Raw genomic sequence first — 26,083 nt, 5'->3', positions numbered from 1 at the left:
TCTTCCAAAAATGCCGAAGACCTCCGCCATCAATCGCAACGAGAAACGCAAGAACCTCGTCGCCAAACACGCGGCCAAGCGCGCCGAACTCAAGGCCACCCTCCTCAATCCGGAAACCACCGACGAGGAATTTTTCGCCGCCCAGAAGAAGCTCCAGAAGCTTCCTCGCAACTCCTCGCCCGTGCGCGTCCGCAACCGCTGCTCGCTCAGCGGCCGTCCCCGCGCCTACATCCGCAAGTTCGGCGTCTCCCGTATCACCTTCCGCGAGCTCGCGCTCGCCGGCAAGATCCCCGGCGTGACGAAGTCCTCCTGGTAAACCCGGCCGCCAACAACACACACTTTCCGCGCGGGAGTCGGATATGACCCGCGCGGCCTGAACCAACATCCACCATGACAGATCCCGTCAGCGATTTCCTGACCCGCCTGCGCAATGCGTCCAAGGCCGGTCTTGCCCAGTGCGTATCGCCGCACTCCCGATTCAAGGAAAGCCTCGCGGCCATCCTCAAAGCCGAAGGCTACATCACCGATTATGCCGACGGAGCCGACAAGAACGGTCACAAGACCCTCGTCGTCACACTCAAGTACATCGACAATGCGCCTGCCCTGACCAACATCACGCGCATCTCGACCCCCGGTCGCCGTCTTCACTGCGGTTACACCGAAATCCCCCGCGTCCTCAACGGACTCGGCATCAGCATCGTCTCCACGTCCAAAGGTCTCCTCAAGGACCAGGACTGCCGCCGCGAAAAAGTCGGCGGGGAGCTCGTCTGCAAAGTCTGGTAACCCGAGGAGACACGCACAATGAGCCGCATCGGAAAACAACCCGTTAACATTCCCGCCAAGGTCAAGGTCGACATCAAGGGCACCACCGTCAATGTCGAGGGCCCGAAGGGAAAAAACACCAAGACTTTCGCGCCTGTCGTCGAAATCACCGTGGCCGACAACAAGGTCACCGTGAAACCGTCGGAAAACAGCCGCTTTGCCCGCGCCATGTACGGCACCGCCCGTTCGGTGATCGCCGGCATGGTCAAGGGCGCCTCGGAAGGCTTCGTCAAGGAACTCGAAATCCAGGGCGTCGGCTTCAAGGCCAACCTCAAGGGCAACCTGCTCGACCTCGCGCTCGGTTACTCGCACCCGATCGTTTTCGAGGTTCCGGAGGGCATCAAGGTCACCGTCACCGACCAGACCAAGCTCAAGATCGAGGGTGCTGACAAGCAGCTCGTCGGAGCCGTCACCTCGCAGATCCGCTCCTACTACCCGCCCGAACCCTACAAGGGCAAAGGTGTCCGCATCGTCGGCGAGCGCGTCCGTCGCAAGGAAGGCAAGACCGTCGCATAAAGCCTGCGAGCCATCGCAATCGCAAAAACCAAACCAAGGATTTTACAGTGAGTACCATTCGCAAAGCCGACCTTCTCCAGAAACGCCGCTGGCGCATTCGCAAGAAGGTCAAGGGCACCTCCGCCCGTCCCCGCCTCGCCGTCCGCTTCAGCGCGAAGAACATCTACGCGCAGGCCATCAACGACGACACCGCCACCACGCTGGTGTTTCTCTCCAGCCTCGACCCCGAACTGCGCAAGCAGAAGGTCGCGGCCAACGTCGCCGGAGCCAAGGCGCTCGGCGTCGCCTTCGCCGCCAAGGCCAAGGCGGCCGGCATCGAAAGTGTCGTGTTCGACCGCTCCGGCGCTCCGTACCACGGCAAGGTCAAGGTGTTTGCCGACGCCGCCCGCGAAGGAGGGCTGTCCTTCTGAAAAATCAACACATGAGCACACCCGAACAAGTTTCATCGACCGAAGGCCAGACCACTCCGGCTCCCGCCGAAACCGCAGCGCCCGCCGCTGCCCCGTCCCCGGCTCCCCGCAATGATCGCGGCGACCGTGGCAATCGCGGCCCCGGCGGCGATCGCCGTGGCGGCGGCAACCGTCGCGGCCCCCGTCGCGACGAGCGCAAGGAAGAGGCCGACAGCTCCGGTCTCGTCGAGAAAGTCGTCTTCATCAACCGCTGCGCCAAGGTCGTCAAGGGCGGTCGCCGTTTCAGCTTCTCCGCTCTCGCCGTCGTCGGCGACCAGCAGGGCAAGGTGGGCATCGGCTACGGCAAGGCCAACGAGGTTCCCGACGCCATCAAGAAAGGCACCGAGAACGCCCGCAAGCACATGGTCAGCGTGACCCTCAAGGGCGACACCATCCCGCACGAGGTCTACGGTGTTTATGACGGCGGCAAGGTTCTCCTTCGCCCCGCCGTGACCGGCACCGGCCTCATCGCCGGCGGCGCCGTCCGCGCCGTCCTCGAGGCGGCCGGCGTCAAGAACGTCCTCACCAAGTCGATGGGTTCCAAAAACCACATCGCCGTGGTCAACGCGACGCTCCACGGTCTCCGCCAGCTCCGCGCCGCGGAGAAAATCAAGGCCCTCCGCAAGGCCGTCGCGCCCGAGGCCGCTTGACCGATTCACAGAAGCCCCGTGAGCTCCACGGGGCCCATGATTTTCACATCACCATAATCCGAGTTCCGTCCGCCATTCCGGACGGGGCGCCATCATCAGGAATCCACCCATGAAACTCCACGAACTCAAGAACGTCGCCGGTGCCGTGCATCGCAAGAAGCGCGTCGGTTGCGGCGAAGGCAGCGGCCACGGCAAGACCTCCGGTCGCGGTGGCAAAGGCCAGACCGCCCGTTCCGGCGGCTCCATCCGCCCCGGCTTCGAAGGCGGCCAGATGCCTCTCTACAGAAAGCTTCCGCATCGCGGCTTCAACCAGGCCTCCTTCCGTCAGGAAATCGCCGTGGTCAACGTCGGCGACCTCGCCCGCCTCGCGGACGGTGTGACCGAGATCGACGCCGCCGGCCTCGCCGCCGCCGGTCTCATCCGCTCCGGCATCGACATCGTCAAGGTCCTCGGCGACGGCGAAATCAGCCGCGCGCTCAAGATCACCGCCACGAAGTTCTCGGAATCGGCCAAGGCCAAGATCGAGAAAGCCGGCGGCCAGGCTGTTGTCGCCGCGAGCTGACGTCTGCCGCTGTTATTTTCGATTTTCGATTTTCGACTTTCGATTGCCAGAGACCGGGCTGAACCCCGGCTGGCGACTCGATCCGGAAATCGAAAATCGGGAATCAAAAATCGAAAATCCTTTTTCCCTTCGCTGTGTTTTCCGCCTTTGCCAATTCACTGAAGATCCCCGAGCTGCGCTCCCGGATTTTCTACACCCTGGCCCTGCTCTTCATTGCCCGTGTCGGTGCGCACATTCCGCTGCCCGGCCTCGATCCGCGTCCCCTTGAAGAGTTCCTCAAGGGAGCGATGGGTGACGGCGGTGCGATGGGGCTCTACAACATGTTTACGGGCGGCGCTCTTCTCAAGGGCGCCGTTTGCGCGCTGGGCATCATGCCCTACATCAGCGCCTCGATCATTTTCCAGTTGATGACGGCGGTCGTACCCGGCCTTGCCCGTCTTCAGCAGGAGGGCGACGTCGGCCGCCAGAAAATCGCCCAGTACACCCGCTACGCCACGGTCCTTATCTGCGTGGTGCAGGGCGCGCTGCTCATTCTCGCCCTCGAGAATCCCAACAAGCTTCCCGGTTTCGGCGGTTATGACGTCAATGTCCACGGCCAGATCGTGGTGATCAGCCACACGTGGTTTCTCGTTTCCGGCGTCATCTTCATGACCGCCGGCACCATGCTCCTCACCTGGCTCGGCGAGCAGATCACCCAGCGCGGTATCGGCAACGGCATCTCGCTGCTGATCACGGTCGGCATCCTTTCCGATATCCCCGGCGCGATGACTACCCTCTGGACGCTCCTCCGCGCTCCGGTCGGCACCCCGGGCATCAGCTACCTTTCGTTCCTCTTCATGGTGATCCTCTTCTTTGCCGTCACCATGGGCATCATCATGGTGGTGCAAGGACAGCGGAAGATCCCGGTCCAGTACGCCAAGCGCGTCGTGGGCAACAAGGTCATGGGCGGCCAGAACTCGTTCCTGCCGCTCAAGGTCAACTACTCGGGCGTCATGCCCGTGATCTTCGCCAGCGCCATCCTCCTCTTCCCCCAGCAGATTTTCAGCTACCTCGGTGTCGCCATCGACATGCCCTCGCTGGTCGAATTCTCGCAGAACCTCAGCCGCGGCCATCCGGTCTATTACGTGACGATGGCCTTGCTGATCCTGTTTTTCAGCTACTTCTGGGTGTCGGTCATGTTCAAGCCGATCCAGATCGCCGAGGACCTCAAAAAGCACGGCGGCTACATCCCGGGCGTCCGCCCCGGCGAGCCCACCGCCCGCTTCCTCGATTTCGTGATGACCCGCATCACCCTCGCCGGCGCGATTTTCCTGACGATCATCGCCGTGTTTCCGGACTTCCTCTACGCCGAGTTCAACGTACCGCAGCGCATCTCCAGTTTCTTCGGCGGCACCGGCATGCTCATCACCGTCGGCGTCATCCTCGACACGATGAAGCAGATCGAGACCTTCCTGCTCCAGCGCCACTATGACGGTTTCCTCAAAAAGGGCCGGATCCGCGCCCGCAGCAATGTCGGCACCGCCATCGGCGAAGCCGCCGACATGAAGACCGTCAGCAAGCTCTGGTTTGTCCTCGGCGCGCTCCTGGTCATCGGCATCGCCGCACATTTCCTCAAGAGGTAACAAAAACCGGCTTTACAAACGACGGGGTGTCTGAATCCTTACCAGTTTTTTCCCCGGAAGCCCTCGGCTGCAAAGCCCGGCTTCTGGTTCTCGGTCCCGGGATTCCGCCAGAATGTCAGGACCATTTTCGTTCTTTGAATATTGAGCACGTCTCTCCCGCCGAACTGATGAGGCAGGAGATTTCGCGTCAGAGCCCCGCCGGCCTCGCCGCCGCCCGGGAGCTCCGCCAGGGCAATCACCGCCCTGGCGATGACACCACGCTCGCGATCCTGCGACGCTGGTTCTGGACGCGCAAACCTGATGCGGGCTTTGTCCTCACGGACTTCCCGGCTACGTTGCTCCAGGCCCGGGTATTCGACGAGTGGCTCGACGCGCGTGACGAAAGTCTCGATGCCGTCCTCGACACCGCTCCGGAGGCCGCCTTTCCGCCCGCCGAGGGCGACATGGCCTCCGCGCTCCGCGAATACTACTGCACACACGGACTCCTCCGCTGCCTCGCAGCCGGAAAGATTCCCGCTCCCGTTGCCGCATGAAAATTCCCTTGAAAGACAAGGAAGGAATCATCCGGATGCGCGAGTCGTGTGCGATTGCCGCGACCGTGCTGGAAGAGCTCAAGACGCTCGTCCGGCCCGGCATCACGACCTACGACCTGGATCAGGCCGCGCGCGAAAGCATGGCGCGGCTCGGAGCCAAAAGCGCCTGCTACGGTTACCAGTCCCACGGACACCGTCCGTTCCCCGCTTACACCTGCCTTTCCGTCAACGAGGAAGTCGTCCACGGCATCGGTTCGCTCAAGCGCGTCCTGCGTGACGGCGACATCATCGCCCTCGACGTCTGCGTTTTCTACAACGGCTACGTCGGTGACAATGCCTACACGATGCCCGTCGGCGCCATCTCGCCTCGCGTGGAAAAGCTTCTCCGGATCACCCAGGAAGCCCGCGCCATCGGCATTGCCCAGGCCAGGGTCGGCAATCGCATCGGCGACATCTCCCATGCCATCCAGACCTACGTCGAGGCCAACGGTTTCAGCGTGGTCCGCGACATGGTCGGCCACGGAGTCGGCACCGAGATGCACGAGGAACCGCAGATCCCGAACTTCGGCCGCAAGGGTTCCGGCGAGAAAATCCGTCCGGGCATGACCCTCGCCATCGAGCCGATGGTCAACATGGGCGGACACAAGATCAAGACGCTCGGCGACGGCTGGACCACGGTCACCACCGACGGCCTGCCCTCCGCCCACTACGAACACACCGTGCTCACCACCGATGCCGGCCCCGAGATCCTCACGATCCCGCGCGCCTGACCATCGTTTTCCCCCCGAAAACCCGCTTTTCGTCAGATCATTCCGTTTTTCCACCGTCAATTTTTTCAACTCGTAAACCCGTAATAACACTATGCCTCGTCTCCTTGGCGTTGATATTCCCGCGAAGAAGAAAGTCTCTTTTTCGCTCCGTTACATCTACGGCATCGGTCCGGTTCGCGCCGACCTCGTCGTGAAAGAAGCTGAACTGAACCCCGACATGCGGGCGCAGGACCTCACCGAGGAACAGCTCAACAAGATCCTCCAGGTGATCACCGACCACAAGTGGGTCGTCGAAGGCGATCTGCGCCGCGAACTCACCGGCAACCTGAAGCGCCTCCAGGCCATCGGTTGCTACCGTGGCATCCGCCATCGCCGCAGCCTCCCGGTCCGCGGCCAGCGCACCTCCACCAACGCCCGCACCCGCAAGGGTCCGCGTCGCACCGTCGGCGTCACCAAAGCAGCCAAATAATCCTTTATCTCCATGTCTGAAGAAAAGCCCGTTCCCGCCACGCCCGCTGCTGAAAAGCCCGCCCGGGCGCCCAAGGCCGCCAAACCCGCCGCCGAAGAGACCGCCGCTCCGGCCGCCCCCGGCGCCGGCTCTGGCCCGGCAGAAAAGCCCGTCGAACTCGTCGGCGGCGTCGCCAAACAACCCACCGCCGAGGAGCTGCTCAAGGAAGAGCTCGGCGCCGTCAAGATCCGCCGCGCCAAGGGCTCGAAGAACGTCACCTCCGGCATCGCCACGATCCTGGCCTCGTTCAACAACACCATCGTCTCGATCACCGACCAGAAAGGCGCCGTCATCGCCTGGTCCAGCGCCGGCAAGTGCAACTTCCGCGGTTCCCGCAAGTCCACCGCCTATGCCGCCCAGGTCGTCGCCCAGGATGCCGCCCGCAACGCCATGGCCCACGGCCTCAAGGATGTGGTCATCCGCATCTCCGGTCCCGGCCTCGGCCGCGACAGCGCCGTGCGCGCCCTCCAGGCGATCGGCCTTGAGATCAACTCCATCATCGATGTGACCCCGGTGCCGCACAACGGCTGCCGGCCCCCGAAACGCCGCCGCGTGTAACGGGCCGCTGTCGATTTCCACCATTTAATCCAAAAAACTCAAATTCCAGAACCACATGGCTCGCTATACTGGACCCACCACCCGACTCAGCCGGCGATTCAACCAGCCGCTCTTCGGGGTCACCAAAGCCTTCGAGAAACGCCCGTATCCTCCCGGCCAGCACGGACCCAAGCTCCGCCGCAAGGTCTCCGAATACGCCGCCGGCCTCAACGAGAAGCAAAAGCTCCGTTACACCTATGGCCTCCTCGAGCGCCAGTTCCGCCGCACCTTCGAGGCCGCCAAGCGTGAACGCGGTGTCACCGGCGAACGTTTCCTGCAACTGCTCGAAACCCGCCTCGACAGCATCGTGTACCTGCTCGGCTTCGCCCGCAGCCGCGCGGCCGCCCGCCAGCTCGTCAACCACGGCCACGTCCGCGTCAACGGCCACAAGGTCGACATCTCCAGCTACGCCGTGCAGACCGGCGACGAGATCGAGATCAGGAACGCCTCCGGCTCCCGCCAGCTCGCGCAGCGCAACCTCGAGGAAAGCCGGGCCCGCAACGTCCCCGGATGGCTCACGCTCAACGCCGAAGCCTTCAAGGCCACGGTCAACCGCCTGCCCACCCGCGAGGAGATGGCGCCCGATATCAACGAACAGCTGATCGTCGAGTTCTACTCCCGCTAATCCCGAGAGCACATCCGCAAGTTGTGAGCACCAAGGCCCATCCCCAATTGACAAATTCCGGGGTTGGGCCTGTTGCTTGAATTTCAAACATCCTTAAAACACCAATTTTTATCGCCATGCCCAAACGCCTCGGAAAGTTCGAACTTCCCAACAAACTCACCAAGGTCGAGGAAGGCTCCTCGGATACTTACGCCCGCTTTATCGCCGAGCCCTTCGAAGCAGGATACGGCCACACGATTGGCAATTCCCTGCGTCGCGTCCTTCTTTCCTCGATCGAAGGCTCGGCCATCTCCTCGATCAGGATCGAGGGGGTCAACCACGAGTTCCAGAGCATCGACGGCGTCGTCGAGGATGTCACCGACATCGTGCTCAATCTCAAGAAGGTGCTTCTCATCAGCACCAAACGCGAGCCCATCACTCTCCAGATTCGCGTGAACCGCGAAGGGCCCGTGACCGCCGCCGACATCCAGGCGGATGCCAACGTCACGGTCGTCAACCCCGGGCAGGTCATCTGCACCATCGATCGCGCCCGCGCCTTCAACGCCGAAATCGAGATCAAGACCGGTCGCGGTTATTATCCCGGCGAGCAGAACAAGAAGGAAGACCAGGCGATCGGCGTCATCGCCATCGACTCGCTCTTCTCGCCCGTGACGCTCGTCAAGTACGCGGTGGAAAACACCCGCGTCGGGCAGATCACCGATTACGACAAGCTCAACCTCGAGATCTGGACCGACGGCCGCATCACGCCGGACGACGCCCTCAAGCAGTCCGCCTCGATCCTCAAGCATCACATCGACGTGTTCGACCGCGTCAGCGGCGAGGCCTACGAATTCGAGAACCAGCAGAGCGAGGTCAGCGAGGAGCAGAACAAGCTCCGCAAGCTCCTCAACATGTCGGTCAACGAGATCGAGCTTTCCGTGCGCGCCGCCAACTGCCTCAACAACGCCAACATCACGACGGTCGGCGAGCTGGCGATGAAGACCGAGCAGGAGATGCTCAAGTACCGCAACTTCGGCAAGAAGTCGCTCAACGAAATCAAGGACAAGCTCGAAGCCCTCGGCCTCGCGCTCGGCATGAAGTTCGACGAGCGCCTGCTCGACACGAAGAAGGAAACGACCTGAGCGGCGCTGCGCGCCGTTCAGCGAGGTTCAGGGTTTGGTGTTCAGGGTTTGGAGTTGCGGCCAGCGTGCCCGGCTCTGCTCTTTCAACTCCAGACCCTGAACTCTGAACACCAGACTTTTCCAGTCCTCGCGCCGTCCTCTCCGCTCCACGCTGCGGAGGCGATTGCCGACCGGGGACCGTAACCGAAAAAACACACCACACCCATGCGTCACAACAAACACCACGCCTCGCTCGGCGTCACCCGTGAACACCGCAAGGCGATGCTCGCCAACATGGCGGTTTCCCTGCTCAACCACGGTCGTATCCAGACGACCCTGACCAAGGCCAAGGCCCTGCGTCCTTTCGTCGAAAAAGTCATCACCAAGGCCAAGAAAGCCTCGGTCAAGACCGAGAAGAAGGATGCGATCCATCTCCGCCGTCTGGCGGTTTCCGACCTCCGCGACGAGACCACGGTCACGCAGCTTTTCAACGAGGGCGTGAAGGAATTTGCGAACCGTCCGGGCGGCTACACCCGCATTTACAAGCTCGGCAACCGTATTGGCGATGCCGCCGGGATGGCGCTCGTCGAACTCGTGAAGGCCGACGATCCCGGCTACGGCAAGAAGGCGAAGGCAAAGGGCAAGAAGAGCGCAAGGAAGGCTGAAAAGCCCGCCGAGGCTCCCGCTGCCGAAGCACCTGCCGAAGCCGCTCCCGCCGCCGAAGCGGCCACGGAAGCGCCCAAGGCCTGACAACCCTCCCGTCTGATCGGGAGATCATCCTCTCCCTCCGAGCGCCGGCCCTGAAAAAGGTCCGGCGCTTTTTCTTGGCCGACACCCGAAGTTACTTCGAGCCGTACCCCTCCATTGCGACTCCCGCCGGCAGCCACGCGCCGGAGGTCTGGCAGACCTCTGCGGCGAGGTCGCTGCCGAGCGCGGCGGCTTCGCCGGCCGGAAAGCCTTTCAGCAGCCCGGCGAGAAAACCGGCGGAGAACGCGTCACCGGCGCCGACGGTGTCGATGATCTTTTTTACCGGCGACGCGGGGATTTCGACGGGCGGGTGATCGCTCCCGAACACCGTCGCGCCGTCCGGTCCCCGGGTCAGGAGAATCGTCCGCACCGGATAGCGCCGGTGAAGGGCGCGGGCGAAACCGGCTTCGTCGGCGGGCAGATCGAGCCAGCGGGCGACGAGCGGCAATTCCTCGTGGTTGAGTTTCAGGACATCGGTGTGTTCCAGCGAAGTCTGGATGATCTCCGGCGGGGGATGCGGTTTGCGGAGGTTGACGTCGAAAAAGCGGACGCAGCCCGGCGGCACGCGTGCGAGCAGCGCGCGCAGGGCCTCGCGGGAGACGGGCGAACGTTGCGCGAGCGAACCGAAACAGAAGGCCCGGGCCGAGGCCGCCGCGTCGCCGAGCGCGGGCGTGGCCATGATGCGGTCCCACGCCACGTCGCGCCGGATGTGGTAACTCGGGATGCCGTTGCCCGAAAGAGTGACCTCGACGGTGCCGGTGGGAGCTTCCGGATCGGTCCGGATGCCGTCGAGGCGGACGCCTTGCGCGCGGAGGCGGGCGAGCATCTCGTGGCCGAGGTTGTCGTCGCCCACGGCGCTGACGAGCAGGCTGTCCACGCCGATGCCTTGCGCCTGCACGGCGACGTTGGCGGGAGCGCCTCCGGGTTGCGGGCCGGAGGGCAGGAGATCCCAAAGGAGTTCGCCGAAGACCAGGAGGTCGGCGCGGACGGAGAGTGCGGAGGCGAAAGATCGCATGGCGGGGAACGGGTGGAACATTGACGGTTTTTGTATCAGGATTCGGGGGACAGGGTCTGGCGTGTTTTCTCGTGTGTTTCGCGGCATCCGGTTTGAAAATCCTGTCGTGGGCCCCGCCGGAGACGGGCCTGCATTTCTTCGAGCGGCACGCCTTTGGTTTCGGGGAAGTAACGTAGCACGACAACCACCTGCAGCGCCATCATCGCGGCGAAAAACCAGAACGGGAGGCCTGCGCCCGGTTCGCCGGCGTTTTTGGCGAAGATCGGGAAGACCCACGAGATGGCGGCGGCCATGATCCAGTGGGTGAAGCTGCCGAGCGCCTGGCCCTTGGCGCGGACGGTGTTGGGAAAAATTTCGCTGATATACACCCAGATGACGGCGCCCTGGCTGAAGGCATGGCAGGCGATGTAGCCGACCAGAAGATACACAAGCGCGCCCTGGAAGCGGTTGATCTGGAAAATCCAGGCCACGCCGATCAGGCAGAGCCCGGTGCCGATGGCGCCAGCGACAAGCAGCGGCTTGCGGCCCACGCGGTCGATGATCGCCATGCCGAGCATGGTGAACACGAGGTTCATGACACCGATGACGACGGACTGGAGATCGCCGGAGACCTTGTCGAAGCCGGCCATCGCGAAAATGGGGTTGAGATAGTAGAGGAGGGCGTTGATGCCGTCGAGCTGGTTGAACATGGCGACGGACACGGCGAGGAAGACGGGGAGGGCGTGAAGGCGGCGGAAGAGCGGTTCGCGGAGTTGTTGTGCGGAGGTTTCCTCGTGAAGGGAGGCCTGAATGGCTGCGACTTGCGCATCGGTGTCGGCGGCGCCGGTTTGTTGCAGGATTTCGCGGGCCTCGTCGGGGCGGCCGCGCATGACGAGCCAGCGCGGGCTTTCCGGGATGCCCCGGAGCAGGAGCCAGAAGGCGAGGGCGGGGAACGCCTCGACGCCAAGTTTCACGCGCCACTCGATCGCGCCGGTATCGAGCAGGCCGATGAGGTAGTTGGAGAGGAAGGCGAGGAGGATGCCGAGAACGATGTTGAACTGGAAAAACGCGCCGAGCCGCCCGCGCCATTGCGCCGGAGAAATTTCGGCGAGATAGAGCGGACAGATCACGGTGGAGGCGCCGATGCCGAGCCCACCGACAATGCGGAAGGCGATGAGCGACCGGAAATCCCACGCAAGACCGCAGCCGACGGCGGAAACGAAGAAGAGGATGCCGGACCAGGCGAGGCAGCGGCGGCGCCCGTAGAGATCGCCGGGCTTGCCGGCGATGAGCGAGCCGATGACGGTGCCGATGAGGGCGGAGGCCGTCATGAAGCCCTGCATGAATCCGGAGAGCGCAAATTTTTCCTTCAGTTGCGCCTGGGCGCCGGAGATGACGACGGTGTCGAAGCCGAAGAGGAGCCCGCCGAGCGCGGCGACAAGCGCGCAGGTCAGCAGAAACCGGTTGGGCGAGGCAGGGGCGGCCGGGGCCGCTCCGGGAAGAGGCAGGATGGAGGTCGGGTGGGAGGCGGGTTGCATGACGGGTGTCGGGTGACAGGGAAGAAGGGAACACCGGAGACGGAGAGCGCAGAGGGCGGAGGAAGTGGGGAACCGGTGTGGGTGCTTTTTGTAACTGAGGCCAGCAAACGTCCTGTCAGTAAAACATGACAAATAAAATGACTGGATTACGGTCATATTCCTGACAGAGCAGGAGGTGTTACATGTCATGACAGCAAACCTTGAACCATCTGCCTCCGGAACGGAGCAAACAAAGTACAGCCAGATATTTAACTCGCTGAAAGACCGGATACTGGCCGGTGATTACGGAGCCGGGCAGCGGTTGCCGAGCGAGTCGGCGCTGGTGAAGCGGTTTGGCGTGTCGCGGCCGACGGCGGCGCGGGCGTTGAAGGAGCTGGTATTGTCGGGACTGGTGGAGCGGCGGGCCGGGGCGGGGTCGTTTGTGGTGGAAAAGCCGCTGGCGGCGGCGGGGCAGCGGCAACTCGGCTTGTTGATCCCGCAGTGGGAAACGACGGAGATTTTCGAAATGATCTGCGGGCAGCTCGCGAGTCTCGCGCGCACGCAGGATTTTGCGGTGCAGTGGAGCAGCGCGCGCGGACGCGATCGGGGAAGCGGAAAAGGAGCCGGGGAGGAGAGGGCGGGGGAGGGGCAGGAAGCGCGGGAGGCCGCGGAGCTGGCGCAGGCGGAGCGCTTGTGCGAGGAGTTTATCGAGCGCAAGGTGGGCGGCGTTTTTTTCGCTCCGCTGGAGCTCTCGCGGCAACAGGCGGAGGTGAATCACCGGATCGGCGAAAAGTTCCGGCAGGCGGGCATCCCGCTCGTGCTGGTGGATCGCGACATGGAGCGTTTCCCGCATCGTGGGGCTTTCGATGTGGTGGGGATGGACAACGTGGCCGCCGGCCATCTGGTGGCCTCGCATCTGTTGAAACTGGGGTGCCGGCGCGTGACGTTTTTCACGAGGCCGATGTCGGCGGCGACGGTGGCGGCACGGATCACGGGCGTGCGGGAGGCGCTGGTCGGAGCCGGGCTGGAATGGGGCGCCGGGGGCGTGATCGAGGGCGATCCGTCCGATGCGGCATTCGTGAAGAGCAGCCTGCTGAAACGCAAACCGGAGGCATGCATCTGCGCCAACGACCGGACGGCCGCGGAGCTGTTGCAGACATTGCTGCGGGCGGGGGTGAGGGTGCCGCACGATTTGCGGGTGGTGGGCTTCGACGATGTACGCTACGCCACGCTGATGGCCGTGCCGCTGACGACGGTGCACCAGCCATGCGACGAGATTGCGGCGGTGGCGTTTGATGCGATGCTGCGCCGCATCGCCGATCCGCTGGCCCCGGTCTGCAGTTTCTTCGTCGCGCCGCGGCTGGTGGTGCGCGAATCGTGCGGCACGTATTTGCCGAGATGATACCAAAGCCCCAAAGCCTTCGGATTTTTACACCAAGGCCGCAAAGAGCGCAAAGGATTGCCAGTTACCTTCTTCGCGTCCTTTGCGGCCTTGGTGTAAAATCAAAAACATTCGGGACGCTGGTATGATACGGGAAGGACCCGCATGGCTGCGAACGTGAGTTCGCAGGCCGCCGTACGCCCGGGCCCTGCGAACTCACGTTTGCAGCTACGCGGCGGGGCGCCGTGTCCAGATGCGGAGCGACTGGAGGAGGAACGCTTCCAGCGCGGCGGATTCGTCGAGGTTGAGATTGAGGAGGCCGACCTTGTGCTCGAGTTGCGAGATGGCCTCGGCCACCGAATGGCGCATGGCGAGGTTGCCGGCGAGGAGCGCCTGGCGGGCGAAGGCGCTGGTGACTTGCTCGATGTCGGCGAAGAGCCGGGCACGCAGGCCCTTGGACAGGCCGGTCTCGATGGCCTCGCGTTCGTCTTCCTTCAGGTCTTCGGGCAGTCCCGCCTTTTCCTTTTTCCAGAGATCGGCGGTGGCGAAATCGAGGATCGCTCCGAAACGGGCGGTGAGGCCGCAGGCGGCGAAGATCGCGTCGGCCACGGTTTTTTTGTCGGCAACGCCCTGGGAGAGCCGGCCGAGCCAGGAGCGGTAGTCCTCCTTCCATGCTTCCCAGCCGTCGGGCGCGGGACGTTCGCCGGTGGCGGGGAAGCGGAAATTGAGGCAACGGCTGCGGATCGTCGGGAGCAGCGAGTAGGGGCGCGAGGTGAGCAGCAGGAGCGTGGTGTTGGCGGGCGGCTCCTCGAGGGTTTTCAGGAAAATGTTGGCGGCGGAGACGTGCATGCGGTCGCACTCGTGGATGATGGCGACCTTGCAGTGGGCGGCGGTGGCGGACACCTGGACCTTGCCGATGAGCTCGCGGGTGGCTTCGGCGCCGATCTGGCGCATCTTGCCGGCGGGGCGCAGTTCGAAGAGATCGGGGTGGTTGCCGGTGTCGGCATGGACGGGGCGGTGCGAGGCGGGGGGAAGTTCGGGGGAGTTGAGCAGCCGGTCGGCGAGGGTGAGCGCGACGGCGGCGAGCAGGTCGTGATCGGGGCCGGTGACGAGAAGGCTGTGCGAGAGCCGGCGGCGTTCGATGGCGCGCTCGATGACCGCGATGGCAGGCGTGCCGTCAACGGAAGCGGGCCAGGGAAGGGAAGCGTGAGACATGCGGAAAAAAGCCTGAAAGCGGAGAGGGACGTTCTAGAAATTCATTTTTGAACAGAAGGAAACGAAGGTGAAAACAAAGAAGGCCCTGAACAAGAAGTTATACCAACATTCCGAAACCTTCAGATTTTTACACAAAGGGCGCAAACAACGCAAAGAATTGATAATTCTGCTCTTCGCGCTCTTCGCGATCTTTGTGTAAAGTCAAAAACATTCAGGGCACCGGTATTATTTGTTTTAAGAAAGTTAAACAGGAATGAACGGTAAGCGTCCCTGGTTGTTCTTCGTTCCCTTCGTTGCCTTCTGTTCAATTTTTGGATGTTCCCGATAGCTGAAGATTGAAGGCGAAATTCCGGAACGCACGGGAGAGAGAGTGCGCGACTCGTTCTTTTCCGCCTTCAGGTTTTCAGCTTTCCGCCTTTTTCAGCTGACTGCGTCGACGGTGGGCTGGACGAGGAGCTTCTGGACTTCGTCCCAGATGAAATGTTCGACTTCGTCCTCGGTCTGCGTGCCGTCCACGACGAGGAACTTGCGGGGGAGGCCCTTGGCGAGGAGCAGGTAGCCTTCGCGCACCTTGTTGTAGAAGTCGATGTTCTCGCGCTCCATGCGGTCGGGCAGGTCGGAGGCGCGCTGGTGGATGCGGGCGAGGCTGACGTCGGGCGGCACGTCGATGATGATCGTGAGGTCGGGCATGACGTTGCCGACGGCGAACTGGTTGATCAGGTTGACCGGGTCCATCGCGAGGTTGCGGGCCACGCCCTGGTAAACGGTCGACGAATCGAGAAACCGGTCGCTGAGGACGATTTCGCCGCGGAGCAGGGCGGGGGCGATGACTTCGCGCACGAGCTGGGCGCGCGAGGCGGCGAAGAGGAGGAGCTCGGTCTCGGCGGTCATCTCGTCACCTTTGGAGTTGTGGACGATGATGTTGCGGACCTGTTCGCCGATTTCGGTGCCGCCGGGTTCGCGCGTGCAGAAGACATCGCGGCCGAGGAGCTGGATGTGTTTGGCCAGGCGGGCGATCTGGGTGGACTTGCCACAGCCTTCGGGCCCTTCGAGCGAGATGAGTTTGCCGGTTGGTATGTGTTTTTTGAGAGGCACGTCGAGTAAGGGTGAATGTAAGCGGGAGGATGAGGGATTTAGCGCCAGCGGGCGAGGAATGTTTCGAGGTCGGCGAGCGAGGGGCTGTGGGCGCTGCGCACGTAGTGGCCGGAGGTGCACACGCCGGTCACGAGGCAGGCCTCGGGACTGAGGCCGAGGAGCTGGCCATGGGTGAAACCGGCATTGAAGTGGTCGCCGGCGCCGGTGGTGATGAGCGGTTTTTCGCAGAAGGGGCCGGGCACCCAGAAATCCCCGTCGGCGGTGGCGCAGGCGGCCGAGGCGCGCGGGTGGACGACAACCGTGGAGAGAGCGAGTTTCTGGCGGATGGCCGAGGCGGTCTGGCGGAGATTCTGTTCATCATCGCCTTCGCTGACGCCGAGCCCGAGCGCGGCGTAAACCTGCTGGGCCTCCTTGAAGTTGAGGCCCAGCGTGACCTGGCCGTGCTGCTCGAAGCGGGCAATGGCGGCGAGGGCGTCGACGAGGTCGTGGGCGGAGCGTTTCTCGGGGTCGGCCAGGTCGAAGAAAAAAATGCGGGCGGGGGCTCCGGACGGGCGGGCGGGGAGTTTCGGGAGGACGCGGTCGGCGAGTTCGGTGAAGACGCCGGTCATGTTGGGGATCATGGTCCAGTTGACGAGGGCCACGAGATCGGCGGCGGCGAGGATGCGGAGGAGTTCGTCTTCGCCGGGTTTTTCGGCGAGCTTGGCCCAGGTGATTTCGTCGAGAGACTTCATCTGGCCGAGCATGAGCTTGCCGTCGAGGAATTCGACGGCGGTGGTGGCGGCCGGGGCGCAAAGGCTGATGACCCGGGAGCGGGCGGCCATGTCCGCGAAAACGGGGTGGATGGCATCGTCCTTGCCGAGGGCGCCGATGTAGGTGAGGGCGGAGCCGGCGGCAAGGAGGGCGTTGGCCATGATGGGGCCGTTCCCGCCGAGTTTTTCCATGCGCGGGAAGAATTCGATATTGGTGCTCTTGCCGGCGGCGCTGAGCACACGCTGGCCGAATTCGGTGATCGTCCCGATGGCGGTGAACGCGTCGCCCTGGCCGGTGCGCTGGGCGACCGGAGTGACGATGGTGTCGACAAAACCGTCGAGACCGACGACGACGTTTTTCTGGCCCGGGCGGGCGGAGGCGCGGGCGGCGGCGAGTTCCTGGAGAGCGCGTTGCTGGAATGACATGGGATGAGAGATGGCGGGACGCCGGGATGTGACGATGGCGAGTGACCGAAACACTCTACCAAAGAGACCGGCCGGAGACCGGCAACCAGAATCCCGGGGTGGGGGGGGGGAGGGGTCCAATCGGAAGTGGTGAATGCCGGATTGGCAGAAAAAGTGGCACGGGCATCCTTGCCCGTGGACGGCGCGAAGCGCCGCCTTCCGGAACACGGACTGGAAGCCCGTGCCACCCTCACTTCCGATTGCACCGGTTGACGGGCCTGGACCGAAGCCATCTTGACAGGGCGGACGGAGGCTCTTTGCTCGCCGTTACGTATGGCCAACAAAGCAGACAAGTGGGAACAGAATTCCGCTGGAAAATTCTATGTCGATTCGCAGTGCATTGATTGTGATCTCTGCCGCGAGACGGCGCCGAATTTTTTCTCGCGCTATGACGACGGAGGTTACTCTTTCGTGAAAGCCCAGCCGACCACCGAGGAAGACATTGCCCAGTGCATGGAAGCTCTCGAGGGATGCCCGGTCGAGGCGATCGGCAACGACGGCGACGAGTGAGGCAATTCCCGCCTGCAACCTGGATGAGCGAACCCGCGGTTTTGTTTTGGCCGCGGGTTTTTTGCGGGCGGAAAACAGAGCAGTCGCCCCGGTCTAGTCGGGGGTTTCGAGCCGCCGGAGAAACATGATGGCCGCCTCGCGAAAGCCGTGACGGCGGAAGAAGGCGTGGGCGGATTCGTTGCGGATGCCCGACTCGAGGATGACGTTTTCCAGTTCGGCATCGCGCATCAGCCGGACGCTTTCGTCGAGCAACCGGTGGCCGATGCCGTTGCCGCGGTGTTTTTCGTTGATGACGATGTCCTCGACGATGCCGTAGCGGTGCTTGAGGTCGAAGAGCAGCACGGCCACGCCGACGATGCTGCGTCCGCGGGTGGCGACGAGCACGCCGCCTTCGCCGCGCCGCTGCCGGTGGATGGCGCGACGGATGTCGTCGGCGAGCAGCGAGCGCCGGAAGTGGGCCCAGCGGCGGGTATGTTCCGCGCGGTGCTCGATGACTTCCGAGTGCGTGATGTAGTTGGTGTTGGTGTTCGCCTGGATCACGCGGACGACGGCGCGGAGCCGGCGAGCGTTGGTGAGGAAGGCGAGATGGAAGGCGTGTGAGGGCGCCCTGGTAACAGTGTCCGCGCGGGAGCGGAAAGAATGCATGGTGGTGCAGGTGAAGTGAGCGAGCCTGCTGCTGCTGTGAAAAGGAACGAAGCCGCGACTTTGCCAATTTTGCGAAAAGGGGGCGAGAGCGGAGAATGAAAAATTTCGGGAATGGATCGCCGGAGGGGGAGGGCGCCGGGCGAATCCGGCGGGCAGGCGGGGAGCGGGAGTTGCCGGATGGATTCCGCGCTTGCTCAGGCCATGCGGCCCCGGCCATTTTCGGCGGGTATCCAGACCCGGGCCCGGGTGGTGGAATGGCAGACACGAGGGTCTTAGAAGCCCTTGCCGCAAGGCGTGCAGGTTCGATCCCTGTCCCGGGCACCCCCTCCCCCCCCCACCGCCTCGGAAAGAGCATTGTCGAATTGATCGTTTTTGGACGGAGGTGGCCAATTTTAATTGAAAATTGGCGATTCTGATCGTTTTTCGACGCATGGCCATTGCTGAAAAAGAATCCCGACAGGAGGTCGGAAACCTGGCGTTGGCGCGTTTTGTGGGCGCCCCCGACACGATTCTGCGCCGGAGAACCTGCGTGGCGGGAGCGCGGGACCGCGAAGTCACCGAAGATGATCGTGGCGTGCTGCGGATCGAGCGAACTTTACCTTTGATTTATGCTCCGGAGGCAGGCGACGGCATGCTGGGTCATGTCGCGTTCGCGATGAAGCATGAGACGGTGCACCTGGGGTTGCTGGCGGAGACCTTTGCCCGGATAGAGCCCGGGGTGGTTGCGTCCTACGTGGCGGCGTCGCCGACCGGGGCGTATGCTCGCCGGATCGGGTATCTCTATGAGTTGCTGACCGGCCGGGAGATCATCGGCCTGCTGCCGGACGCGCAGGCCATCGGGGGCAAATATGTTCCGCTTCTGGATGAGACGCGCATGGTGACCGGCGCTCCACAACGGGTGGTTCGCTGGAAGGTGGAGGACAATTTGCTGGGCGGTCGCGACTACAGTCCGACCATTGAGCGGACGCCGCTGGCGCAAGCGGCGTTGACGCGCGATTGGGCGGGAGAGGTGGCGCGAGCGGTGGGTGGAGGCGAAAGCTCCGGACTGCTCAAGCGCGCGTTGCAGTATCTTTATCGCAAGGAAACCAGGTCGTCTTTCGAGATCGAGCGGGAGGCGCCATCCGTGGAACGCGTGCAGCGTTTCATCGCCACGCTGGAGCAGGCGGGGCGGTTGTCGGTCGAGGAGACGCTTTCCGAGGCGAGGCTGACGCAATTGCAGCGGGTGATCGTCGATCCGCGTTATGCGGCGGAGGGCTTTCGCACCAACCAGAATTACGTGGGCGGCAATGTGCGATGGGAGCCGGTGGTGCACTACGTGAGTCCGCCGCCGGCTTTGTTGCCGGAGTTGATGGCCGGTCTGGCCAGCGCCGCGGCCCGGCTGGCGGTTGCCGAGCCGGTGGCGCAGGCGACGGTGGCGGCATTCGGCTTCGTGTTTCATCACCCGTTCGAGGATGGAAACGGGCGCATTCATCGGTTTCTGATTCACGATACGCTGGTGCGACGGGGCGTGGTGCCGGGCGGCATGGCATTGCCGGTGTCGGCCGCGATTCTGGAGGACATGGCGGCGTATGATCGGACACTGGAGGCATATTCGACCGTGGTGGGGGAGGTTGCCCGTTACACGCTTGCGGATGGCGGTGCGCTTGCGGTCACCAACCCGGACGAAGCGGCGTGGGTCTGGCGTTATCCCGACCTGACGCCCCAGGTCGAGTATCTGGGGCGGGCGATGGACAAGGCGGTGCAGATGGTGCCGGAGGAAGTGAACTTCCTGGTGAGCTACGACGAGCTTTGGCGAAAAGCGAAGCAGGTGGTGGACATGCCGGACGCCCGCCTGGCGGACTTGCTGTCCAGGGTGCATGAAAACGGAGGCGCGCTCTCCAGCAACAAACGCAAACAGCGGTTCAGGGAATTGACGGATTCGGAGGTTGCTCAAATCGAGGCGGCTTACGGGGACGTTTTTAAGCCTCGCCCGGGACAGGGTGGGGTAGAAGATGCCGAAGGATGAGACGCCCGGGAGTCATGTTTTCGGAGTGGCGAGAAAGGAACTCGCCGAACAGGATATTAAGTATCCTATTTATGGATACATTTCTATACTCCCTTCTATACTCGGACTCAAAAAAAGGGCAAAAATGGGGTCGAGAAAGAAAAATCGAAGATTCTTTTCGTCTTTCTTAACCTTCTAATGGGCAAGTGTTAGTCTTATTGGGTTTGGGTTGGTTTAAGTGGGTTAATTACCTAAATTACGACCTTAGAAGCCCTTGCCGCAAGGCGTGCAGGTTCGATCCCTGTCCCGGGTACCAGGAAGAGGCGGGAGGCCGGGTTCCTTGCTATCCGTTCGTTGCGCGGCCTCGCGGTGGTTTCGACGTTAGGGCTAACGTTAAAAAGGTGTGGAGACGATCACGGTGACGCGGGATTTTCGTGATCGACTCGATTTTCTTCCGCTTCCGCCCCGGAACCCTGAAAAACCCATGAAAGACCCGAAAACCCTGCCACATGCCGTTCGCGGCATTTTTGCAGTCCTGTCACTGACCGGATTTTTGTTCGCCCCGGCATCGCTCCTCGCCGACGGGGAATTTGTCTGGGATACCGCCACCACCGTCGGCGCGCAAAATGCCGATGGCAACTGGAGTGGTGCTGCCGCCAACTGGTCGGTGGACGGCTCCGACGGTACCGCGCCCGTGGTCTGGACCAGCGGCAAGATTGCCTGGTTCGGCGGCGGCCGGAATGCGCAGCTCGCCGGTTCTCCGGCCGGCACCTTTACCGTGACCGTCGATGCCGCCGGCGTGAGCGCGTACAATGTCCGGCAACTCCAGTTGGAGGGAAGCGCTGCCGCCGACTTTGTCATCCAGGGAGGGTCGCTGGCGCTGACGCATGCAGGAGGCGTGCGCGTGGACCGCGGCACGCTGACCATCGATGCAGCCATCACCACGGCGGTGACGAACATGAACCTCAGCGCCGCTGCCGGCGCCACGTTGCTGCTGACCGGAAGCAACACATTGGGCGCACAGGTTTCACTCGGCAACGGCACCGGTCTGACCGGCGTCGTGAAGCTCGCCAATCCGGGCGCACTCGGCAGCAGCACGGTGCGGATGGTGTCGAGCAGCGGACAAACGCTCGACATCAACGGCCTGACCGTCCCGAACCGGATCTATGTCGACAGCGGCAGAAGCGCCAGGCTGGTCTCCTCGCATCCGGCCACGGACGCGGTCCTCACCGGCAACGTCACGCTCAACAGCGTCAGTTCGCTTCTCGACGCGGGCGCGATGGCGGCCGGGCGGTCGCTGGAAATTTCCGGCGTGATCTCCGGCCCGGGCAAACTCGGTGTTCCCGGGAATGGGCATCTCGTTCTCTCCGGCGCCAACACGTACACCGGCAATACCATCCTCGGTGAAAACGGCACGCTCACCTTGGTCGAAACCGGTTCGTTGACCTTTGCCCTGGCGGGCCGGAACTCCGGCCTCGTTACGGGCAGCGGCACGGCTGTTTTTGACGGGCGTTTTGTCATTGATGTTTCCGGCGCCAGTCCGGCCGGCGGGGGCTGGCAACTCGTGGATGCGACGGTGGCCGCGTCTTACGGACCGCACTTCGGCCTTTCGCTCGCAGGCTCTCCCGGAGCGGACTTCACGGAAACCACCGATGGCGTGTGGACCTGCGATGGCTGGACGTTTGTCGAAAGCACCGGCCTCCTCAGCCGCGGCGGTTCCGTCGGCGTGTATATTGACGGTGACGGCAACCCGCATCCGTGGAGCGTGGACCGGAACCACACGCTCATCTGGGAAGGCGAGCCCTACATTCCGTTCGGCGGACAATTCATTTCACGCTATCTTCGCCACGGCAGCGAGGGCGCTTACCAGGACGACGTGCGCATCCTCCAGGCGGCGCGCGCGCATGGCGTCGAGGACATTTACCTCAATTCCGTCTGGGCCGGCTCGGTGGCGAGAACCAACCGGATCATCGCCTTGTTCGAGGAATCGGGATTCCACTACGGGCTGCAACTGGCGCAGACCGCCACCACGGCCGAACCCGGTTATGCCGTGGGTGCTGCCGGCAGTGTGATCACCGTGACGGCGCCGGGCCCGGTCACTTACGCGCCGTCGGCCGTCACCGCCTTGCCGACCGGGGAAACGATGGATGCCTGGTATGTGGTGGTGGAAACGGCTACCGGCGCAGTCATCGACTCGGGCGGGATTACGGCCGACAACACCGGTTTCGTTGTCAACGTGGCAACGGTGCCGGCGGGCGGGGCGCAGGTGAAGTTCGCGATCCGGTCCGGCACGAAGCGCTGGATCGTCGCTGATCCGGCTGCCCAGGTGGCCTTTTTGCAGACAGTCAACCTCGGGCCGAATTTCCGGTTTCTCGTCGATCCCGTTTCCAACGAATACCCCGCACCCCGGAATTTTCTCCCGTCGTCATCCGTATGGCGGACGGCATTCGCCACGTGGCTTGCGGGCCGTTACCCGGGCATCACCGCTCTGCGCGATGCGTGGGGGCTGGATCCGTCTTCGGTGGCCAGCTTTGGCGAGGCGGCGGTGCTCGTGCCCCTGTTCAGCGGGGAAACGACGTCATCCTGGGTCGAGGACGGCTATGCCATCAGCGACGACACCGGCACGCTCCATCCGGTGGACATGTCGGTTTCCCGTATGTGGCTGGACATGTGCGAGGCGCGCGACGATTTCCTTCGCCAGCGCGTGGCCGCGGTGTGCGCGGCGCTGCGAGCGGTAGTCGACGTGCCGATTGTGGCCAAGCGGCACGGCGAGTCTTCCCGCGTCTATATCAACGATCCCGGCGTGCGCGGCCTCGACGGACTGGGGATGGAAACCTATGGCACGGGTACGAAGCTCGCCTACTACAATGGCGTGGCCACGTATGCCGACGTCGAGCAAAACCCGGCGCCGATCTGGTGCCTGACCACCGAATACAATGCCTCGGAGTGGTCCAACACCTGGATCGCCTACCAGCAGCGCACGACCATGTACGCGGATCTGAACCGGCTGCTCCAGATGGGATCGCGAGGCGTTTTTATGTTCGGGATCGGTCTGAGCTCCAGCAACACGGACTACAACTGGACCATTTTCGATCTCCAGCACGACCCGCGGCAGATGGAATGGCTGGCGACTTTCGGCCGCGCCGCACGCGCCCGGCGTGACGACTGGCTCGGCGTCCGGCCACGGCTCGCCCACGTATTCCCGGTTCGCAATCGCGAGGCGAGCGCCTTCCTCCTGCAATCGCTGCCGGATTACGGCCTGAGCGGATACTGGAGCGGTACCACGGGCATCGCCCGGTTCGGGAGTTCACACTGGGCGGCGCCGGTGTTCGATCCCGACGGATTGCCTTTCGTGCTGCACAGCCAGACTGTCCTCGACAGTCCGATACTCGCCCGCGAGGCAGCGCTGCTCGGTTTTGTGCCGGCGACGGATCGTGCAGTGGCCAACGTGAAGGCGAACCCGATCACGGTGCCAGCGGCGTGGTCGTCGTCGTTCTCCTCCGCTCCGGCGACGCCTGTGCCAGTCTCCGTCTCCGATGTGGCGACGGATGTCCAGGCCGTGACATGGACGGATGCGGAAGGCCGCACACAAATACGCCTGATGGCGAAGAACACCGGGGCGGTGACCATCCGCATCAGCAGCACCGCCGTTGCCCAGGGCGAAGTGCGGGTGCAGCAACCGGGCGAAAGTGCACCGTCGGTAGTCACCCTGCCCGTGACGATCGAACTTCCCGCAGCCGAACTGGAGTTGAAGGATTTTATCCTCGAAAACGTCGCGATGGGACGCACCCGCGTGGAGTTCTCCGAGGTTGTGGGTCCTTCCCCTGAAGCGGCGGAGGTTATCGGAATCGCCCCGGCCGATCTGGTGGTGGAACAACTCTGATCCACCGCCGGCTCCCTCTGGATTCCGGTACCGGCGGTGAAGGAACGGGCACCTTCGCGCGTACGCCTTTGCCGGCCGGTTGGGGTTGCGGCGGCTCCGGCGCGCTGCCGATGAGCCGGCACGTCGCGCCGGGTCCGGGAGGGAGTGCTGGGCTCCGGCGCGAGTGCAGGCAACTTCGCGCTGCACCGCGAGGATCGCGGTGGACGTGATGGCGGCCCGGGAAAGGGGATGCCTGGTATTGGCGGACGCGAGACGGGTATGGGTCCCGGGAGAAACGACGCGGGTGTTGTCGCCGTCAGGGTTGATCATGATCGCGGCAATCCCGCTGGAAGCGCCGGAGGAGGCTCCTTTCGCCAGGGTGCCTGCGCGGAGGGTGCGCGGTAAAACGCAATGGCCTCATGTCGTAAGAAATCAGATACGAGTGCAGGCGGCCACTTGGTCAGTGCGGTGATTTACGGTACACACAGGGCTGACGGCTTTCCGGCAGGAGTAGCGCTTGGCGAGCTCCGGGAAGATCGCCCTCTCCGCGTGCCCGAGGCGCTGGCCATCGGGGCGCGTGCCGCGGTGTAGGCGAGCGGACGACCGTCAGCCGACAGACAGGAAGATTGGAGGCACTATTCGGGTACAAACCGAAGGGATATGATCCGGGGCGTTATTTCCTGTAAACATAACGATTCCGAAATTCGTTCCCGAGCAAACTGATCGGAATCCGACGAACGCTTCCGTCGCAAAAAGCGACATTGGAAAAACCATCGTGTGAATCGATAATGCTGTCCTGCCAGAGCCAGGTATCGTTGGGATACACATTGAAGGACGTGGGCGGAGTGCCTCCTCCGGTGGCTTTCTCCATCAGCATGGCCATCTGCGAAGGTGTGGAAATATCGGAAAGTCTGATACCGGACTGTCCGGTCGTCTGCGAGGCGGCGACCGGAGCCGGGCCTGTCTTGTCGCGATTATTTGAAAGCAAAAACGGATTGTAACCGTAGGAACGCGGCTTCCCCTCGAGAGGCCGGTCGTCGGAGGGACAGTGGATCAATGTGGAGTAGGCGGGCACGTCCGTGCTTTGGGCGATTTCCTTGACGGCGCGCAGGGCGACGTAGTCCCAGCGATTCCGGTTGTTGGGCGGGTTGCGGAAATCGGGCAGCTCGTCCCTGTTTCCGGTGGCATAAATGAGGACGGCGCTGGCGATCTGCCGCATGTTGCTGGCGCACTGCGCGGTCCTTGCGGTTTTTCTCACCTTGCCGACCACGGGGATCAGAATCCCGGCGAGGATGCCGATGATGGCGATGACGGTGAGGAGCTCGATCAGCGTGAACCCGTTGCGGGCGCTGGTGGTGGCAGGGCGAGTCGATGTGATTTTCATGGGGAGGTTTTGAATTGGTCAGGGAGTACCGGCGGTTCCGGATGCATCTGCCGGAGTGAACCGGACGGTGAGGTGGTCGAAGAGGAAGCCGTGATTGGGAGGAAGCCGGGTCATGAACATGAAACCGAGGGTTTTCCCGATGGCCGGGCGACCGCCGGCAGTTCTGGCGCCGGAGGCCACCGTGAAAGTGCAGGTCCATTTCGTCCATTGACCCTTTTCGGGAGGCGTGTTTGCGGCCTGCACGGTGACGCCATTGACGACGCGCTCGGTGTAGTCGAACCAGGCGCCGGGTTTGTAATCGCCATTGCTGTCGGCGAGCAGTTGCACGGTTTCTATGTTTTCCGGGAACGGGCGGTTTTCGGCATGGCCGACATAAAATGAAACCACCCAGGTCCCGGGCTGGAGTTTTACATCGTCGAAGTATTTCACGACGCCGCGAACGAGAGGCTTCCTCTCGCCGTTCCAGGCGACGATATACGAATCGGGACTCGGGGTGGGTGAAGGCTTTGCCGGATCCGTCCGGAACCGGATGGCCGGCGCTCCCGCCAGCATCCAGCCGGAGTCGGCATTGAGAGGATCCTCTACCAGGAGGGCGTCGGCGTGCGCGACCGCGCTCAGGATCGGAGCGAGCGCAAGAACGGGCAGTATTCGGAGGAGGAGATGGCGGGAGGATGACATGACAGGCGGATGACAGGGGATGGATGAAAAAAAGGGGAGCGAGGCCGGGTGACTTGTTGCAAAATACGTTGATCAGGGCTTGTTCACTCGCCATTCCTTTTTC

At 63.2% G+C, this 26,083-nt stretch carries 26 protein-coding genes and 1 tRNA gene; 19 read left to right on the top strand and 8 right to left on the bottom strand.

All coding sequences use genetic code 11. The annotated features are described in order from the left end of the window. The first annotated feature begins 10 nt into the window (after window positions 1-10). The 14 genes from OPIT5_02360 to OPIT5_02290 all read left to right on the top strand — a co-directional run bounded on the left by OPIT5_02360 (window position 11) and on the right by OPIT5_02290 (window position 9,504). A complete protein-coding gene (locus tag OPIT5_02360) occupies window positions 11-316 on the top strand; it encodes a 30S ribosomal protein S14 (GenBank protein AHF89269.1) in 306 nt (101 codons plus the stop codon). Window positions 317-390: 74 nt separating this feature from the next. Next, window positions 391-783, top strand: coding sequence for a 30S ribosomal protein S8 (locus OPIT5_02355; GenBank protein ID AHF89268.1), 393 nt, complete (start codon window positions 391-393; stop codon window positions 781-783). Between the two features lie 18 nt (window positions 784-801). Continuing rightward, entirely contained in the window at window positions 802-1,338 is a 537-nt protein-coding gene (locus OPIT5_02350) for a 50S ribosomal protein L6 (GenBank protein ID AHF89267.1), read from the top strand. Between the two features lie 47 nt (window positions 1,339-1,385). Further along, window positions 1,386-1,748 carry a 50S ribosomal protein L18 gene (locus OPIT5_02345; protein AHF89266.1) on the top strand — a complete coding sequence of 121 codons (363 nt, stop codon included), beginning with the start codon at window positions 1,386-1,388 and terminating at the stop codon, window positions 1,746-1,748. An 11-nt stretch (window positions 1,749-1,759) separates the two neighbouring features. After that, on the top strand, window positions 1,760-2,437 hold the full coding sequence (locus OPIT5_02340) for a 30S ribosomal protein S5 (GenBank protein AHF89265.1): 678 nt from the start codon (window positions 1,760-1,762) through the stop codon (window positions 2,435-2,437). Window positions 2,438-2,546: 109 nt separating this feature from the next. Beyond that, entirely contained in the window at window positions 2,547-2,999 is a 453-nt protein-coding gene (locus OPIT5_02335) for a 50S ribosomal protein L15 (protein AHF89264.1), read from the top strand. Between the two features lie 134 nt (window positions 3,000-3,133). Beyond that, the gene (locus OPIT5_02330; protein AHF89263.1) at window positions 3,134-4,621 is read left to right on the top strand and encodes a preprotein translocase subunit SecY; all 1,488 of its coding nucleotides are present in this window, start codon (window positions 3,134-3,136) and stop codon (window positions 4,619-4,621) included. Between the two features lie 167 nt (window positions 4,622-4,788). After that, window positions 4,789-5,154, top strand: a complete 366-nt coding sequence (locus tag OPIT5_02320) for an adenylate kinase (protein AHF89262.1) — start codon at window positions 4,789-4,791, stop codon at window positions 5,152-5,154. Further along, window positions 5,151-5,924, top strand: a complete 774-nt coding sequence (locus OPIT5_02315; GenBank protein ID AHF89261.1) for a methionine aminopeptidase — start codon at window positions 5,151-5,153, stop codon at window positions 5,922-5,924. The genes OPIT5_02320 and OPIT5_02315 overlap by 4 nt, the downstream gene beginning before the upstream one ends. A 91-nt stretch (window positions 5,925-6,015) precedes the next feature. Continuing rightward, a complete protein-coding gene (locus OPIT5_02310) occupies window positions 6,016-6,393 on the top strand; it encodes a 30S ribosomal protein S13 (protein AHF89260.1) in 378 nt (125 codons plus the stop codon). Window positions 6,394-6,405: 12 nt separating this feature from the next. Continuing rightward, a complete protein-coding gene (locus OPIT5_02305) occupies window positions 6,406-6,990 on the top strand; it encodes a 30S ribosomal protein S11 (GenBank protein ID AHF89259.1) in 585 nt (194 codons plus the stop codon). A gap of 55 nt (window positions 6,991-7,045) precedes the next feature. Further along, window positions 7,046-7,654 carry a 30S ribosomal protein S4 gene (locus OPIT5_02300; GenBank protein AHF89258.1) on the top strand — a complete coding sequence of 203 codons (609 nt, stop codon included), beginning with the start codon at window positions 7,046-7,048 and terminating at the stop codon, window positions 7,652-7,654. A 116-nt stretch (window positions 7,655-7,770) separates the two neighbouring features. Next, on the top strand, window positions 7,771-8,775 hold the full coding sequence (locus OPIT5_02295; GenBank protein ID AHF89257.1) for a DNA-directed RNA polymerase subunit alpha: 1,005 nt from the start codon (window positions 7,771-7,773) through the stop codon (window positions 8,773-8,775). A gap of 204 nt (window positions 8,776-8,979) precedes the next feature. After that, window positions 8,980-9,504: a 50S ribosomal protein L17 gene (locus OPIT5_02290; GenBank protein ID AHF89256.1), complete on the top strand. Its 525-nt coding sequence runs from the start codon at window positions 8,980-8,982 to the stop codon at window positions 9,502-9,504. A gap of 91 nt (window positions 9,505-9,595) precedes the next feature. Here the strand turns inward: OPIT5_02290 and OPIT5_02285 are convergent, their stop codons facing one another. Then, window positions 9,596-10,537: a carbohydrate kinase gene (locus OPIT5_02285; protein AHF89255.1), complete on the bottom strand. Its 942-nt coding sequence runs from the start codon at window positions 10,535-10,537 to the stop codon at window positions 9,596-9,598. Window positions 10,538-10,551: 14 nt separating this feature from the next. Next, the gene (locus tag OPIT5_02280; GenBank protein ID AHF89254.1) at window positions 10,552-12,033 is read right to left on the bottom strand and encodes an MFS transporter; all 1,482 of its coding nucleotides are present in this window, start codon (window positions 12,031-12,033) and stop codon (window positions 10,552-10,554) included. A gap of 268 nt (window positions 12,034-12,301) precedes the next feature. On the opposite strand from OPIT5_02280, the gene OPIT5_02275 reads away from it, so the two are divergent. Further along, window positions 12,302-13,414, top strand: a complete 1,113-nt coding sequence (locus OPIT5_02275) for a GntR family transcriptional regulator (protein ID AHF89253.1) — start codon at window positions 12,302-12,304, stop codon at window positions 13,412-13,414. Between the two features lie 207 nt (window positions 13,415-13,621). Here OPIT5_02275 and OPIT5_02270 read toward each other — a convergent pair whose 3' ends face one another. Beyond that, complete coding sequence (locus OPIT5_02270) at window positions 13,622-14,608, bottom strand: DNA polymerase III subunit gamma/tau (protein AHF89252.1); 987 nt, start codon at window positions 14,606-14,608, stop codon at window positions 13,622-13,624. A 67-nt stretch (window positions 14,609-14,675) separates the two neighbouring features. Here OPIT5_02270 and OPIT5_02265 point away from each other — a divergent pair, with 67 nt between their 5' ends. After that, complete coding sequence (locus OPIT5_02265; protein ID AHF93991.1) at window positions 14,676-14,807, top strand: hypothetical protein; 132 nt, start codon at window positions 14,676-14,678, stop codon at window positions 14,805-14,807. A gap of 221 nt (window positions 14,808-15,028) precedes the next feature. On the opposite strand, the gene OPIT5_02260 is transcribed toward OPIT5_02265, so the two are convergent. Both OPIT5_02260 and OPIT5_02255 read right to left on the bottom strand, forming a co-directional pair. Beyond that, window positions 15,029-15,703, bottom strand: a complete 675-nt coding sequence (locus OPIT5_02260; GenBank protein AHF89251.1) for a dTMP kinase — start codon at window positions 15,701-15,703, stop codon at window positions 15,029-15,031. Between the two features lie 38 nt (window positions 15,704-15,741). After that, complete coding sequence (locus OPIT5_02255) at window positions 15,742-16,878, bottom strand: sugar kinase ribokinase (protein ID AHF89250.1); 1,137 nt, start codon at window positions 16,876-16,878, stop codon at window positions 15,742-15,744. Window positions 16,879-17,190: 312 nt separating this feature from the next. Here OPIT5_02255 and OPIT5_02250 point away from each other — a divergent pair, with 312 nt between their 5' ends. Continuing rightward, window positions 17,191-17,427, top strand: a complete 237-nt coding sequence (locus OPIT5_02250; protein ID AHF89249.1) for a ferredoxin — start codon at window positions 17,191-17,193, stop codon at window positions 17,425-17,427. A 93-nt stretch (window positions 17,428-17,520) separates the two neighbouring features. On the opposite strand, the gene OPIT5_02245 is transcribed toward OPIT5_02250, so the two are convergent. Continuing rightward, the gene (locus OPIT5_02245; GenBank protein AHF89248.1) at window positions 17,521-18,072 is read right to left on the bottom strand and encodes a GCN5 family acetyltransferase; all 552 of its coding nucleotides are present in this window, start codon (window positions 18,070-18,072) and stop codon (window positions 17,521-17,523) included. 240 nt (window positions 18,073-18,312) lie between these two features. Between OPIT5_02245 and OPIT5_02240 the strand changes: the two genes are divergently transcribed. Both OPIT5_02240 and OPIT5_02235 read left to right on the top strand, forming a co-directional pair. Beyond that, a tRNA-Leu gene (locus OPIT5_02240) sits at window positions 18,313-18,396 on the top strand. Window positions 18,397-18,502: 106 nt separating this feature from the next. Beyond that, window positions 18,503-20,077, top strand: coding sequence for a cell filamentation protein Fic (locus OPIT5_02235; protein ID AHF89247.1), 1,575 nt, complete (start codon window positions 18,503-18,505; stop codon window positions 20,075-20,077). A gap of 4,514 nt (window positions 20,078-24,591) precedes the next feature. Here the strand turns inward: OPIT5_02235 and OPIT5_02220 are convergent. After that, window positions 24,592-25,302 (bottom strand): N-terminal cleavage protein, encoded by a 711-nt coding sequence (locus tag OPIT5_02220; GenBank protein AHF89246.1) that lies wholly within the window; start codon window positions 25,300-25,302, stop codon window positions 24,592-24,594. A gap of 18 nt (window positions 25,303-25,320) precedes the next feature. Continuing rightward, window positions 25,321-25,980, bottom strand: coding sequence for a hypothetical protein (locus tag OPIT5_02215; protein AHF93990.1), 660 nt, complete (start codon window positions 25,978-25,980; stop codon window positions 25,321-25,323). Window positions 25,981-26,083: the final 103 nt, after the last annotated feature.

The organism is Opitutaceae bacterium TAV5 (assembly GCA_000242935.3).
Taxonomy (GTDB): Bacteria; Verrucomicrobiota; Verrucomicrobiia; order Opitutales; family Opitutaceae; genus Geminisphaera.
This window is presented reverse-complemented; position numbering and strand designations above follow the sequence as displayed.